This window comes from Fundidesulfovibrio terrae (genome assembly GCF_022808915.1).
In the GTDB taxonomy this organism is placed as follows: Bacteria; Desulfobacterota; Desulfovibrionia; order Desulfovibrionales; family Desulfovibrionaceae; genus Fundidesulfovibrio; species Fundidesulfovibrio terrae.
Genome location: NZ_JAKZFS010000002.1, coordinates 236,465 through 251,258, shown reverse-complemented (window position 1 = coordinate 251,258; position 14,794 = coordinate 236,465). Strand labels below are relative to the sequence as shown.

Genomic DNA, 14,794 nt, shown 5'->3' with positions numbered 1-14,794 from the left:
GGGCCATGCACGAGAATCAACCGCAAAATCCTTTCGCCGCAAGGCCCTGGGCCTGCCTGGGCGTGTCCGCCACGGGCACATTCATGGCCACCCTGGACGGCGGCATCGTCAACGTCGCCCTTCCCTCCATCGCCACCCGGTTCGGAGTGGACCTGCCCTTCGCCCAGTGGGTGATCACCATCTACCTGCTGACCATCGCCTGCCTGCTGCCCGCGTTCGGGCGCCTGGGCGACATGAGCGGGCGCAAGTCCAAGTATACCCTCGGCTTTCTCATCTTCACCCTGTCGTCGGTGCTGTGCGGGGCTGCGCCCGGATTGTGGTGGCTCATCGCCGGCCGGGCCGTGCAGGCCGTGGGGGCGGCTCTTCTCATGGCCAACGGGCCGGCCATCGTGATCATGAGCTTCCCAGGGTCCAAGCGGGGCCGCGCCCTGGGCATGATCGGCATGGTGGTGTCCCTGGGCTCCCTGGCCGGACCTGCCCTGGGAGGACTCCTGGTGGGGTGGCTCGGCTGGCAATCCATCTTTTACGTCAACGTGCCCATCGGCATCCTGGGCATGATCCTGGCGCACGTCGTGCTGCCCGACGACCGCAAGGCCCCCTCGGGCAGCTTCGACCTGTCCGGGGCCGCCACATACGCGGTGGGCATCATCTTCCTGCTGACGGCCATCACCCACGGCGGCCGCTGGGGCTGGACCTCGCCCGGAATCATCGCCTGCTCCCTCACGGCCTTCGCCGCGCTGTGGCTCTTCCTGCGCCGCCAGGCCAGCATCGCCCATCCCGTGGTGGACCTGACGCTCTTCCGCATCCGCGACTTGGCCCTGGGCAACCTGGCCTCCCTGCTGTCCTTCATGGCCCTCCTGACCAACGCGGTGATGTTGCCGTTCTTCCTCATCCGCGTGGCAGGGCTCAGCTCGCACACGGCCGGGCTCATCATGGCGGTGATGCCCCTGACCATGGCCTTCGCGGCCCCGCTGTCCGGGCTGGCCTCGGAAAAGGTGCGCCCGGCCATCCTGACGGGGATCGGCATGGGTCTGGCCGCGGCCGGGCTCTACTCCCAGACGCTGCTCACCGCCGATTCCGGCATCGTCCGCTTCTGCCTGAACCAAGCCGTGCTGGGCCTGGGGTTCGGAATATTCCTCTCTCCCAACAACAATGCCGTGCTGGGCAGCGCCCCGCGCGCCAAGAGCGGCGTGGCGGGCGCGCTCATGGCCCTGGTGCGAAACCTGGGCATGACCAGCGGCATCGCGGTGTCCACGGCCGTGTACGAGGCTTTCAGGAACAAGGCCCTGGCCGCGGGCGCGGGGGAGATCGCCAGCTTCAACGCAGGGTTCGACGCAGCCCTCACCTGCGCGGCGGCCCTGGCCCTGGCCGGAGTCGCCCTGGCCCTGGCGCGCATCCTCCCCGAACGCAAACTCAAGCCCTGACGCCCTTTTTTTCCTGATAAATATGGGATATGTTCGTTCCGACAGAATTCATCGGGGAACGTGACATGAGCCAAGACGACGCCACCGCGCGCATCGACACCTACCTGCCCGTTTTGCGCCGCCTCAAGGAGACTTCGGCCCGGCGTGAGGTGATGGAGCGCGAGATTCTGTTGTCCGTACTCCTGGCCAACCGCGACAGGATCGCCGAAGCCCCCGTGCCCGAGGGAGACCAGCAGGCATTGGTGAACGTGGTGTCCTCGCTCAGCCAGCCCTATCCTGCCCACGCGCACTACCAGGACTGGATGAGCCAGTTCCTGGCGGCCCTCAACCAGTACGAGGTGGCCCAGCGCACCGGGGCCAAGGACCAGACCGCCACCCTGCTCGACCAGCTTTCCAACATGGAGGCCCTGCTGGCCAAATGCCTCCAGGGCTACATCATCCTCTCGGGAGTGGTGCGGGACGAATTCAACGACGTGATCCTCGCGCGCTTCGGCGAGGCCGCCCTCTCCGACATCGACGAACTGAGCCACGCCGGGGTCTCCAACGACCACTACTGGAAGGAGCTTCTCGAGCGCTTCGCCTTCGGGTTCGTCAACAAGGCGTATGCGGAGATGCTTGAGAAGCAGCACTTCAAGATGAGCCGCGAAGGGGCTTTCATCGCAGTGCGCTTCCCCCTGGACGCCATCCTGGAACAGATGCCCGGCACGGACAAGACCATCGACAAGACCAGGCTCCAGGCTTCCTTCGAGGCCGGCCGCCAGGACCCGCTGGCCTCGCGCGCGGCCGCCGCCGTGGCCCAGATCCTCGCGGGCATGCAAAAGCCTATGCTCTCGCCCAAGTCGTCCAGGCACGATTTCGAACTGCTGGGGGCGGTCGCGGCCATGGACCCGGCCATGTCCGCTTTCGTGGACGTTTTCGTGGACGGCAAGCCCATGGAGGACGACGCCTCCGAAGCCGACGCGGACACTTCCGAGCGTGGGCCGGAGCGCAGGGCAGCGCGCCTTTCGGCCCGCAAGGAGTTCCTCAAGGCGCAGCTCGTGGCCATGGCCGCCGGGGCCGCGCTGGCCATGGGCGTGCTCCGGGAGGACCTGGGCCGGGCGCTGCAGAATTTCACGGCCAAGGAACAGGAGAAGCTCCTGCAGGTGGCCGGCGCCTTCGATCCCGACGCCCTGGCCCTGGCGCACACGCTCATGCTGGAATACGCCCTGTGCCGCCTGATGACGGGCAAAATCGAGGACGAAGGCGGCAAGGTGCAGGTGAAGTGCTTCAAACAGCACCGTGCCTCACGACGCGACGTGGAGGCTCTGGCCGGCAAGGGATTCAACCGCATTCGCCAGAAAGTCTTCTTCGACGAGGACCCTGCTTCCCCTGACCGGCTCCTCTTCAAGGCCAAATCCGGCCAGGATCTGGCCGAAACGCTGAGGATGTCCAACATCGAGCCCGCCCTGGCCCACGCCGTCTCCGGCCTGTGGACGAAAATGGACTTCAAGGCCGAGGCCGTGGCGCTCATCAACCTGACCATGGTGGCCAAGGCCACCCAGAACGTCCAGGCCAAGGTGGGAGAAATCCTGGCCAAGCTCGGCGTGGTCAAAACCGCGCAGCCCTGACCCTTCTTTCCGGATTCCGGACGCAAAAAGCGGACGCGCCCCATGCGGGAGCGTCCGCTTCGTCATTCACGATCGCGCAGTTCCGTGCCGCCCTACTTGCGGATGTCCACCTTCAGGAGCTTGCTGCCCTGCCGCAGGTACTTGAGTACGTCGATGCCCACGTACTCGGCCTGTTTCCCGGGCATGGCCCCGGCCGGGTCCGTCATCTGGGCTTCGCCCGAAGGCAGGAGCCTGGCCAGTTCGTCGGCCGTCAGGTCCTGGGCGAGCTGGGAGGCGCTCAATGTGGCGGCCACGGGCTGGTAATAGAAGGAGAGCTTCATGCCGCCCGGGGCCTCCTTCTTGAGCTTCACCCGGACCGGGCCGACCTTCCAGCTCTCCTGGGAGCCGCCCTCGTCCTTCTTGCCCTTGCCGTAGAGTCTGCGCAGCTCGGCCGCCAGGGAGTCGAAGCCCGCCGCGTCGCCCAAGCGCAGGTGCACGGCGTAGAGCCGGCCTCCGGCCTCGCCGTAGAACACGGTGGGCTTGCCGTATCCCTTCATGTCGTAGCGTTCGCGCAGGTTCACGAAGTAGTCGATGCCATCGGTGGTCCTGAGTTTCATGAACCCCTGGCGCTTGCCCACGTCCTCGCCCCAGGCCACCGTCGCGAACCCCTTGGTTATCGCCTTGGGAGACGCGCCGAAGCACGGGATGGCAAGAAGAACCACCAGGGCAACCATCACCATCGATCGGGTCAGTACGGCCACTCGTTCCTCCTCTCAGCGGTATGAGGGATAAATAGCCGCAGGTCGCGGCGCTGGCAAGCGTGCGCTTTTCCTTATTCACGAAACAAAAGGGCAGGGTGCGCGGCGTTGCGCGCATCCTGCTATGAAACATTTCCGCATCGATCGACGCGAAGCTCTCAAGGATTCCAAAGGAACGACACTTCCGCATGAAGCAGAATTGGACGCTGCGAAGCAGCGCCCGAAGGGCGAGGGTCGGATGGCCCGAGTCAATCCCCTTTGGCCGCCGGGGGCTTCTTCCCGCCTCCAACCTTTCCTTTACCTCTCTCGCTTCGCTACCCCACGGTCTTCCCACCCAGCATGGCAAGGGCCGTCTGCTTCTCGTCGGCGAGCCGCGTGGACACGGCCACGCGCAGCTTGCCGCGCCCGGCGAACTGGGTCATGCGCTCGGCGTAGACCTCTTCGATCAAGGCCTTGTCGGACTTGTCCTGCCCCTTGGCCTGGAGCTTCTCCACTGCCTGGCTGAAAATTTCCGCCGCGCCGTTGGGTCCGTGCTGCACCGCCGTGCTCCAGAGCACCTCGCGCACGGCCTGGGAACGCTTGGACATGTCGTCGCCCGTGGACATGGTGATGGACTTGAGCGCGGGCTGGTAATGGGTGTCGCGGATGAATTCGTGCTGCAGCGCCTCGAAACGCCTCGGAAACTCTTGGGCTATGCGCTTCCATTCCCCGGCCATGGCACCGGATCGGCCGCCCGTGTTGGCCGGGCCGGATGAGGACAGGCGCACGGCGATATCCGGGGCTTTGGTTTCCAGGTAGTCCATGAACCGCCCCATGGTGCCCACGCCCGAGGCGATCTGGTACAGCCCGTAGGACGTGCCTCCCCGGCCGTCGTAGCCGATGGCGTCGATGGCTCCGCGCGATTCGTAGGCCGCCGACAAGACGCCCATCTTGTCCGTGGAGGCGTACTGCGCATCGTTGCCGGCCTGTCCGGAACGGCGCTTGGCCGCCAAGAATTTCGATTCCGCCGCGGCCGCGGCCTGGAGAAGGTTTTCCTCGTCCTTGGTGAAGGCCTCGCTCATGACCGCTTTCGCGCCTGATCCGGGCAGGTGGCCCAGGTCCTCGGGATGGCGCGCGTTGGGGTTGACCACCCCGCGCACCTCGTTGGAGACCGCCTTCCCCTTGGTTTCAGTGAACACCGGTCCTTTTGTTTCCGAAAACACCTGCGCCGGGATGTTGACGTTGAGCGAGCCGTCCGGCCCCCGGGAGGGCATTCCCGTCACCACCGAAAGCGGGTCCTTGCTCTTGCTGCCGAGTACCTGATGGCTTACACCAAGCTGGCTCGTCAGCATCGTCTTGAACGATCCCTGGTCCTGGGCCAGCCTGGTGGTCCCGAACCGGTTCAGTTCCGGACGCGCCGTGAGGGCTGCGGCTATATTTTGCGGCGTCAACACCATGACGGAAACCTCTTTGTCGAGAGTCTGCAACGATGGAAAAGCAATCGCCGTGCCAGCCCTCCCACGCCTTCAACCAGAACCGGGCCTGCCGCTACTTCCCCTGCCACGCCGGTATCGACCCGGACAACTTCAACTGCCTGTTCTGCTACTGCCCGCTCTACTTTCTTGAGAACTGCGGCGGGGACTTCGCGATGCTCAATGGCATCAAGGACTGCACCAGGTGCCTGAAGCCGCACAGGCCCGGCGGCTACGAGGCCACCGTGGCGCGCCTGAAGCAGGAACTGGGGGAGAGGCGCAGGAATTACCTGGAAGAGTTGGAGAAAGCAGCAGAGTAGGATGCCTCCGGCGGCCAAAGGGACGGTGTCCCTTTGGAATCCCCCGTAGCTTCGCTTCGATCGATGCCGAGGATGGAGCGCAGGGCCTGCGCTACCCGCAGGCCCGTCCCTTGAGCCCGAACACCACCTTGAGAATCTTGGGGGCCACCCCGTCGAAAACCTTGGGCGCGAGAAACTCCCCGGCCACCCGCTTGTTGATTTCGCCAAGCGTCGGATACGGATGCACCGCCTGGGCCAGCGAGGAGAGTTTCACTCCCCCTGACAAGGCAGCGATCCACTCGCACAAAAGGTCTCCGGCTCGCGCCCCCAGTATCTGCACCCCCGCCACCTTCTCGCTGCGGTCCAGGATGAGCTTGATGAGCCCCTCGGGCGTGCCGTCCGCCTGGGCGCGGTCGTTGTCCTCGAAGCGCTCCCTCTGCACGGTGACGGCGATGCCCGCCTTGGCGGCGGCGGATTCCGAGAGCCCCATGCAGGCCAGCTCCGGGTCGCAATAGGTGGCCTTGGGCATGAAGGTGTACTCGGCCTTGCGCGGCAGCCGCGCCACGGCGTTGGTCAGGGCCACCCCTCCCTCGTACCCGGCCGCGTGGGTGAACTGCCATTTGCCCAGCACGTCCCCGGCCGCGAAGATGTCCGGCGAGGTGGTGCGCAGGCGCGCGTCCGTGGGGACGCCCTTGTCCGTGTAAGCCACTCCGGCATTTTCCAGCTTCAGCCCGTAGACGTTGGGCAAGCGGCCCATGGCCACGAGCAGCGCCTTGGCCGAAGCCACGCCCTCCTCCCCCGAGGCCAGCGTATAGCCCACGTGGCGCAGGCCGTAGGCCACGCTGGCGAAGCGGGGCTTGGCCCCGGTGATGACCGTGACGCCCTCGGATTCGAGGCGCTTTTGGACCAGATCGGCCATGTCCGGATCTTCGTTCGAGAGCAGGCGTGAGGACCGTTGCAGGATGGTCACGGCGCTGCCCAGGCGCTGGAACGCCTGGGCCATCTCCACGGCGATGGCCCCGCCGCCCAGGATGAGCAGCGATTCGGGGAGGGATTCGAGAGCGAAAAGATTCTTGTTCGTCAGGTGCGGCGTGTGGCGAAGGCCTGTGATGGACGGGATCGCCGGAGAGGAGCCGGTGGCGATTATCCAGCGGTTGGCCGAGACGGTTGCGCCATTCAGCCGGATTGAGTGCTCGTCGATGAACTCCGGAGAGCCGAATTCCACCTTGGCCCCCAGCGAGCAGAAACGCTCAGGCGAGTCGTGGCGCTGGATGTGGGCGATGACGGAGCGGATGCGCCCGGCGACTTTCGAAAAGTCCACGGGCGGCAGTTCCATGGGCGGCAGCCCCCAGTCAGAGGCGCGGAGCATGCGGTGGCGCAGCTTGGCCGAGGCGATGAGTGTCTTGGAGGGCACGCAGCCGCAGTGCAGGCAGTCCCCGCCGAGCGCCGGCTCCTTCTCGACGAGGAGCACCTTGGCTCCCAGGCGCGCCCCGCCAGCCGCGGCGGTGAGCCCGGCCGCGCCGCCGCCGATGACGCCAAGGTCGTAGTCGTATGAGGCCATAACTCCCCCTCTCCCGCCGTTCATCTCGAGAGTGCCTATCAAAAAAAAGGCCGCCCGTCGCCGGGCGGCCTTTCGTAAAACAGGCGTTGGCCTGATATTCTACCAGTCGGACTTGGTGAAGGTGTCTTCGACACCGAAGTCCACGACCGGCTCGGGCGCGGCGGCGGCAGCGCCGGGAGCTCCACCGGCGGCGACACCACCGGCAGCCACGGTCACAACGCCGTGCTTCTTCACGTCCTCGATCATCTTGAGAAGCTCATCGACCTTGCCGATGTATTCGTTGACCTTGGCCAGAGGGGCCACGATCAGCTTCTCGCTCTCCTTCTGGGAGGAATCCTCGAAGCGCTTCACAGCGGCCTCGGCGGCCTTGAGCTTGGCTTCGACGTCGATCAGCGTGGCGGACTTGGCGGCCAGCTCGGCCTTCACCTTGGCCAGTTCTTCGGCCTGGGTCTCGGCGGCGGTCTTGTAGTTGCCCAGCTGCACGAACAACGAGTTGATCTCGGCCACGGTCTCGGCGGGCAGCTTGGGCACGGAGACGTTCTTGGCGGCAGTGGCCAGCTGGTTGGCGCTCATGGCGATCACTTCGGGATGCTGCTCATAGATCCAGGCCTTGGCGATGGCGCCGGCGAAAGGAGCCAACTCCTCGTCGACGACGGTGTCGGCCATGTAGCTCACCAGCTCAACAACGCCCTTCTTCTGGCCTTCCTTGTCCACGCCCTTCAGGTACGACATGAAGGTGTTCATCGGGAAAACTTTGGTCTCAGACATGGGGAGTTCCTCCTCTTAGATCTCGAAAACTTTTTCTTCAACGCGCGAGATGGGAAGCCTTCCGTTCATGCGCGCATACACCAGGGCCGTCGTGCGATACACAAGGTGCCCCAGCTTGGACCAGGGCAGATAAGCGAACAGCATGAAAACGCTGATCAGGTGCAGGTAATACATGGGGTAGGCCAGTCCGGCCACGCCCGCCAGGCGCAGGACGAACGCGCCCGAGCCGGTGACGAACACCGCCCAGATCACGCCCAACAGATACCAGTCGTAGTAGCTGGAGCCCTGCTTCTGCGCGTCCAGGTTCAAGCGGCGGCGGGTGAGCATGGTCATGCCGTAGAGGCCGAGCACCATGCCGGCCACGGCCAGGAGCTTCACCGGGCTGTAGAGCGCCATGGGCGTGCTGCCGAGCACGTGCAGCCAGTGGAAGCCGGGCAGCTTGGAGCCCCAGTGGGACACGGCCACGACGCCGGTGACGATGGCCAGTGCCACGAAGGCGAACAACAGCGACCAGTGGCCCTTGAAGCGCTCGGTGTTGTCGTTGCCGCATTCGTTGAACTTGCGGTGGGTGATGATCTCATCGCGCACAACGGCGACGATGGCCTGGATGAGAGTGGGCTTCTCGCGAACCTCGCCGATCTCGAAGGTCTCGGGCAGGCTCTTGAAGGAGTTCCACATGTTCATGACGCCCTTGTAGAAGCTGAAAACCATGAAGCCGAAGGTCAGCATGAACAGGGGGTCGATGGTGTAGTCGCCGGGGTACAGCTTGCCGAAGACGATGTCGCCCTGGGGCAGGCTGAAGCCGCCCTGGGTGATCATCCAGATCACGGCGAAGAGCACGGCCGGGATGGCGATCAGCTTGGGCAGGCCCTTGGAGGAGCTCATCCACTCGCCGATGCAGGCAGGGCCCACCAGCTTGCGGTAGGTCATGTTGCGGATGGCGGCCAGCGTGTCGGCAGGACGGGCGCCTCTGGGGCAGAGGTCCGAGCAGGTGCCGCAGTTGTGGCACAGCCACACGTCGATGTCGTTCATGAGCTTGTCTTTGAGGCCCCACTGCGCCCAGACCATCTCCTTGCGGGGATAGGGATTCTCGGACGGAGACAGAGGACAGGCCACGGAGCAGGTGGCGCACTGGTAGCATTTCTTGACCGACTCGCCACCGGCTGCCTGAAGCTCCCTGACAAAGCTCGGATCGGGTTGGATCCGGACCGGAGAAGACATAAGCAGGGCCTCCTAGTATCCTTTGAACGGGTTGGGACCCATTTTCACGATCATGTCCATGAACTCGTCGATCATGGCGGGCACGCGGTCGTATTCGTCGATGGCCACCTGCAGCTGGTCGACGCGTTCGGGCTCGACGCCCAGGCGCTTGAGCGACTCGGAGATGTTCTCCTTGCGGCGGTTGCACAGCTCGGAACCCTTGACGAAGTGGCACTGGTAGTCGTCGCCGAACTTGCAGCCCAAGAGCATCACGCCGTCGATGCCCTTGGACATGGCGTCGGCCACCCAGATGGCGTTGACCGAACCCAGGCAGCGCACCGGGATGACGCGCACGTAGGAGCTCCAGGACTTGCTGCGCAGGGCGGCCATGTCCAGGGCCGGGTAGGCGTCGTTCTCGCAGGCCAGGATGAGCACGCGGGGGCCGCCCACGTCCATCTTGGGGGGCACCTGCATCTCGCGGATCATGCTGCCGATCATGTCGATGTTGTAGTTGTCGAAGCTGATGACGCGTTCAGGACAGGCGCCCATGCAGGTGCCGCAGCGGCGGCAGCGGGACGGGTTGGGCATCGGGGTGCCCTTGGGATCGTCATCGAGCGCGCCGAACGGGCATTCCTCGGTGCAGCGCTTGCACTGGGTGCAGCGCACGAAGTTGAACACCGGGAAGCTGCGGTCGCCGGAGCGCGGGTGCACCGCGACGCCCTTGTTGGCGCTGGACACGCACTGGATGGCCTTGAGGGCCGCGCCCATGGCGTCGTCGCTGGCCAGCGCCAGGCCCATGGGCTGGCGCACGCCGCCGGCGGCGTAGATGCCGGTGCGGCGGGTTTCGTAGGGGAAGCAGATGTAGTTGGAGTCCGCGTACCCTTCGAAAAGGCCCAGGTCCGGGAAGGCCAGGCCCTGGCGGTATTCCAGGTTGATCACCGGGCTGTGCGCCGTGGTGGGCACCATGGAGGTAGGCAGCACCACCAGGTCGGCCTCGATCTCCACGGATTCGCCCAGCAGCGTGTTGGCCATGCCGATGACGACGGTGTCGCCGGAGCCGGCCTTGACGCTCTGGATCTGCGCCCGGGAGAGCATGATGCCCGGGTTGTCCTGGGCGGCCTTGTAGTAGCGCTCGTTGATGCCGGGCACCATCATGTGGCTGTAGAAGATGTAGGCCGCGGCCTCGGGGTTCTTCTCCACCACGTAGTTGGCCTGCTTGAGCGCCACCAAGGTGGACAGCTCGGAGGACAGGGCCAGGTGCCGCTGGGACTCGAGATCACAGAAGGGCGCCTCGGCCGGAGCCTCTTCGCCTTCGGCGGGCGGATTCACCGGGGCCTCGGCCTCCTTGTCGCACTCCAGCGTAACGTCCGAGGGGCAGGAGTCGATGGAGCACAGGGCGGTGTCCAGCAGGAAGGCCACGCTGCGCGGGGCCTTGCCGTCGGAGGGCCGGGCGATGCAGCCGGTCTTGGCCATCTTCTCCAGCTCGGCGGTGGTGATCACGTTTTTCAACGTGCCATAGCCCAGGGGAGCCAGGTATTTGGTGTCGCCCGCGTCCCAGCCGGTAGCCAGGACCATGGCGCCGATGTCCAGGGTCTGCCCGTTGGAGAGCAGGGCCTTGTATTGGCCGGGCGCGCCGGAGAGCTTCTCCAGGGAGGTGGAGGTCAGGACCGTGACCTTCTTGGAGGCGTTCACCTGGGAAATGAGCTTGTCCAGGCCGGGGTCTTGGGCCTCGGTGTAGGGGTAGCTCAGGGGGAAGCTCTTGTGGAAGTTCAGCACCTTGCCGCCCAGGGCGTCGGCCTTCTCCACCAAGACCACGTCGTAGCCCAGGGAGGCGGCCGCGTTGGCGGCGCTCAAGCCGGTCCAGCCACCGCCCAGGACCATGATGGTCTTGAAGGTGTCCTGGGCCTCGGGGTTGGGCACGTTGGACTTGGTGAGCTTCACCACGCCCATGAGGGAGTATTCGTTGCAGATGATCTGCAGGTCATCGATGCCCTTGGCTTTTTCCAGCGCGCCGGAGACCTTGTCGAAGGACCAGACGGCCTGTTCGCGCAGGTTGACCCGTTCCACCTGGACGCCGCCGAAGGCGAACACGTCCCACTTGGAGCGGGGCGAGCAGGCGCACAGGCACACACCGTCAAGCCCGGCCTCGGCGATGTCGGCCTCGATGGCCGCCTTGCCTTCGGGCGAGCAGAGCACGGGGTGGGTTTTGATGACCGGGCACTGCGGCTGGTACTTGTTCTTCACCGCGGTGCACACTGCGTCCAGGTCGACGGCATCGGCCAAGCCGCAGCCGCCGCAGACGTACACGCCTATTTTCTCGGCCATGAATCCTTACCTCCCCGCAACCGTTTGTATGGCCTTGAGCGCCGTGCCGGTGGCCGACTGGGCCGAGCGCATGACGTCCAAGGGCAGCTTGGAGCAGCCGGCGGCGAAGATGCCGGAGCCCTCCGAGCCGATGTAGAAGCCTTCCTCGTCGCGGGGAGCGTTCACCGCGACGGCCTCGCCGGCGCAGGAGGGCTGCATGCCGGTGGCCAGGACCACCAGGTCGAACTCCTCGACGTTCTTGATGCCGGTATCCACGTTCTCCACGGTGGCGAGCACCTTGCCGGAGGGGGATTCGGTCAGCTCGGCGACCTTGCCCTTGACCAGCGAGAGCTTGTCGTCGGCGGAGACCTTCTCCAGGAACTTCTGGTAGCGGCCGGGGGTGCGCAGGTCGATGTAGTAGATAGTGACCAGCGCCTCGGGCACCCGCTCCCGGATGTAGGTGGCCTGCTTGAGGCTGGCCATGCAGCAGATGTAGGAGCAGTAGTTCAGGTGGTTCTCGTCACGCGAACCAGCGCACTGGACGAAGGCGATGCGCTTGGGCGCGGCCTTGTCCGAGGGGCGCAGCAACAGGCCCCCGGTGGGGCCGTTGGGGGCGCACAGGCGCTCCATCTGCATGTTGGAGATGACGTTTTGCAGCTTGCCCGCGCCCAGGTTCGTGAGCTTGGACATGTCGTAGGGCTTCCAGCCGGTGGCCTCCACGATGGCGCCGACCTTGAAGGTCTGGGTGCGCTCCTGGTCGGCCAAGTCGATAGCGCCGTACTTGCAGGACGCCTCGATCTTCTTGGCCTCGGCCTCGGAGCAACGGTCCTTCTCGAAGACGTAGCGCATGGGGAAGGCGAACAGGTTGGGCCTGAAGGCCACCTTGCGCATGCCCATGCCGAGATCGAACTCGCACGGGACCATGGTCTCGGCGGCTTCGGTGCAGGCGTTGCATGCCGTGCACTTCTCGTTGACGTGGCGGGGCTTCAGGGAGACGGTCACGTCAAAGTCGCCGGGCTTGCCCGAGACCTTGGTGACGGTGGCCATGGTGAGCACCTTCACGTTGGGATTGTTGCGGATGCGCTGAAACTGGATTTCCAGCCCGCACGAAGGGGGGCAAAGCTTGGGGAAATATTGGTTGAGCTGTGCTACCCGCCCCCCAAGATAGGGATTTTTCTCCACGAGGATGACCTCGTAGCCCAATTCGGCGGCCTCCAGGGCAGCGGTGATACCGCTGAATCCCCCGCCGACCACCAGTATCGCGTTGCCAGACATTGACACCTCCCTGCTCGGATTTGACCTTTCACGGTCAAACGGCCTGATCCGGGACGCCTCGCCCCGGCGCGCCCCGGATCAGACCGTTTGGGACAAACGGCCGGTTTCCGGCTTGAAAACGGCCGCGGGCATATGCCCGCGGCCGCTGTTTGGCCCGACTTACGCGTCGGGGATGATCTTGATGTAGGGACGCTTGAAGACCTTGGTCTCCTTGGTGGTGGGATCGTACTTCGAGTTGACGAAGCACTTCCACTTGGAGTCGTCCAGGCCCGGGAAGTCACCGCGGTAGTAGAAGCCGGGGTAACGGGACTCTTCACGGAAGGCGATGTGCTGCATGTGCATGCGAACGGTCCACAGGCGGTGGAACTGCTCCCAGCAGCGCATCAGTTCGTGCAGGTCGCGAGCGGCCAGCTTCTTGGAGTCCTCTTCCAGCATGGCCAGCAGCTTGAAGCCGGTGTCCAGCAGGGACTTCGAGGTGGTGTACAGGGTGCCGCAGCCGCCGCCGTACTCGTCGGTGCACTTCACCAGACGCATCATGAAGTTCTTCGGGGAGATGAACTTCGGGTTGACGATGGGGTCGGTGGAGATGCCCTTGTTCTCTTCGAAGGTATACCAGGGCTGGTAGATTTCCTTCTTCAGATCAGCGGCCTTCTCAGCCAGGGTGGGCTTGAAGTCCTTGTGATCGATGCACCAGCGCACCATCTGCTTGCCGACGATGCGGCCTTCAGCGTGGGAGCCGGAGGAGAACTTGTGGCCGGAGGCGCCGACGCCGTCAGCGCAGGTCCAGAGGCCGTTGACGGTGGTCATGCGGTTGTAGACCTTGCCGTTGTCGGCACGGACCTTGTACTCCTCGGGGACCCACTCTTCGTCCGGACCGGAGGCCCAGATGCCGCAGCAGCCGGAGTGGGAGCCGAGCAGGTAAGGCTCGGTGGGCATGATCTCGGAGCCGGACTTCTCGGGCTCGATGTTCATGGCCGCCCACAGGTTGGCCTGGCCGACGCACATGTCGAGGAAGTCTTCCCAAGCCTCGGACTCCAGGTGCTTCTGCTGCTCGGCGTTCAGGTTGGCGAAGGTGGCCTGCAGGGCGCCAGCGGTGTCCATGTAGATGGGGCCGCGGCCGGCGCGCATTTCGGCGAGCATCATGTGGTTACGCAGGCAGGTCGGGATGACGTGACCCTTGGCGTAGCCGCGATCCTCGTAGGGCTTCAGCATGGCGCGGTTGGTGGCGCAGTAGTCTTCACCCTTGGAGTTGGTCGCCTTGGCCTTGAAGAGCAGGAACCAGGCGCCGACCGGTCCGTAACCGTCCTTGAAGCGGGCGGGCACGAAGCGGTTTTCCATCATGGTCATCTCAGCACCGGCCTGAGCGCACATGGTGTAGGTGGAACCGGCGTTCCACACGGGGTACCAGGCGCGGCCCATGCCCTCACCAGTGGAGCGGGGCTTGTACACGTTCACCGCGCCGCCGCAGGCCACGACCATGGCGTTGCAGGTGAACACATACACCTTGTTTTCGCGGGTGGAGAAGCCCACGGCGCCGGCGATACGGTTGGGCTCTTTGGCGTCGTTCAGGAGCTTCACGATGAACACGCGCTCCATGTAACGGTCCTGGCCCAGGGCGTTCTTGGCCGCTTCGGCCACGATGCACTTGTAGGACTCACCGTTGATCATGATCTGCCAGCGGCCGGAGCGGACGGGCTCGGCGCCGGAGCGCAGGGACTTGCCGGCGGCCTTGGACTGGGCGCCGTCAAGGTTGTGGCCGTGTTCGTCCTTGGTCCAGCAGGGCAGGCCCCACTCTTCGAACAGGTGGACGGAGTCGTCAACGTGGCGGCCCAGGTCGAAGATCAGGTCTTCGCGGACGATGCCCATCAGGTCGGTGCGGACCATGCGGACGTAGTCGTCGGCGTTGTTCTTGCCCAGGTAGGTGTTGATGGCGGAGAGGCCCTGGGCCACGGCGCCGGAGCGCTCGAGGGAGGCCTTGTCCAGCAGCATCAGGGACAGGTTGCCGCCAACCTTGTCCATCCAACGGCAAGCCTCGTAAGCGGTGCCGCAGGTGCCCATGCCGCCGCCGACCAGCAGCAGGTCGACGTACTTTTCAATGATTTCCGGTTCGGCCAGAGCGACGCCTTTCGCGTCCTCTTTCATGGGAATACGGGGCATTGATGTGCTCC

Annotated in this window: 11 protein-coding genes; 3 read left to right on the top strand and 8 right to left on the bottom strand. The window is 65.0% G+C overall.

The features are described from left to right. Positions 1 to 5 precede the first annotated feature (5 nt). The gene (locus tag ML540_RS08280) at positions 6 to 1,424 is read left to right on the top strand and encodes a DHA2 family efflux MFS transporter permease subunit (RefSeq protein ID WP_243359944.1); all 1,419 of its coding nucleotides are present in this window, start codon (positions 6 to 8) and stop codon (positions 1,422 to 1,424) included. Positions 1,425 to 1,489: 65 nt separating this feature from the next. After that, entirely contained in the window at positions 1,490 to 3,031 is a 1,542-nt protein-coding gene (locus tag ML540_RS08275; protein WP_243359943.1) for a hypothetical protein, read from the top strand. Between the two features lie 92 nt (positions 3,032 to 3,123). Here the strand turns inward: ML540_RS08275 and ML540_RS08270 are convergent, their stop codons facing one another. Together ML540_RS08270 and ML540_RS08265 are read right to left on the bottom strand one after the other, a co-directional pair. Continuing rightward, the gene (locus ML540_RS08270) at positions 3,124 to 3,771 is read right to left on the bottom strand and encodes a hypothetical protein (protein ID WP_243359942.1); all 648 of its coding nucleotides are present in this window, start codon (positions 3,769 to 3,771) and stop codon (positions 3,124 to 3,126) included. A gap of 311 nt (positions 3,772 to 4,082) precedes the next feature. Then, on the bottom strand, positions 4,083 to 5,204 hold the full coding sequence (locus ML540_RS08265) for a VgrG-related protein (protein ID WP_243359941.1): 1,122 nt from the start codon (positions 5,202 to 5,204) through the stop codon (positions 4,083 to 4,085). A gap of 32 nt (positions 5,205 to 5,236) precedes the next feature. On the opposite strand from ML540_RS08265, the gene ML540_RS08260 reads away from it, so the two are divergent. Continuing rightward, complete coding sequence (locus ML540_RS08260) at positions 5,237 to 5,539, top strand: cysteine-rich small domain-containing protein (RefSeq protein ID WP_243359940.1); 303 nt, start codon at positions 5,237 to 5,239, stop codon at positions 5,537 to 5,539. 91 nt (positions 5,540 to 5,630) lie between these two features. Here ML540_RS08260 and ML540_RS08255 read toward each other — a convergent pair whose 3' ends face one another. The 6 genes from ML540_RS08255 to aprA form a co-directional block, all read right to left on the bottom strand. Continuing rightward, the gene (locus ML540_RS08255; protein WP_243359939.1) at positions 5,631 to 7,079 is read right to left on the bottom strand and encodes a dihydrolipoyl dehydrogenase family protein; all 1,449 of its coding nucleotides are present in this window, start codon (positions 7,077 to 7,079) and stop codon (positions 5,631 to 5,633) included. 99 nt (positions 7,080 to 7,178) lie between these two features. Continuing rightward, entirely contained in the window at positions 7,179 to 7,847 is a 669-nt protein-coding gene (locus ML540_RS08250) for a hypothetical protein (protein ID WP_243359938.1), read from the bottom strand. Positions 7,848 to 7,862: 15 nt separating this feature from the next. Further along, on the bottom strand, positions 7,863 to 9,068 hold the full coding sequence (gene qmoC, locus ML540_RS08245) for a quinone-interacting membrane-bound oxidoreductase complex subunit QmoC (protein WP_243359936.1): 1,206 nt from the start codon (positions 9,066 to 9,068) through the stop codon (positions 7,863 to 7,865). Positions 9,069 to 9,080: 12 nt separating this feature from the next. Next, a complete protein-coding gene (locus ML540_RS08240) occupies positions 9,081 to 11,372 on the bottom strand; it encodes a hydrogenase iron-sulfur subunit (RefSeq protein WP_243359935.1) in 2,292 nt (763 codons plus the stop codon). A gap of 6 nt (positions 11,373 to 11,378) precedes the next feature. Continuing rightward, positions 11,379 to 12,626, bottom strand: coding sequence for a CoB--CoM heterodisulfide reductase iron-sulfur subunit A family protein (locus ML540_RS08235; protein WP_243359934.1), 1,248 nt, complete (start codon positions 12,624 to 12,626; stop codon positions 11,379 to 11,381). A gap of 159 nt (positions 12,627 to 12,785) precedes the next feature. Beyond that, positions 12,786 to 14,783 (bottom strand): adenylyl-sulfate reductase subunit alpha, encoded by a 1,998-nt coding sequence (gene aprA, locus ML540_RS08230; RefSeq protein WP_243359933.1) that lies wholly within the window; start codon positions 14,781 to 14,783, stop codon positions 12,786 to 12,788. Between the last annotated feature and the right edge of the window lie 11 nt (positions 14,784 to 14,794).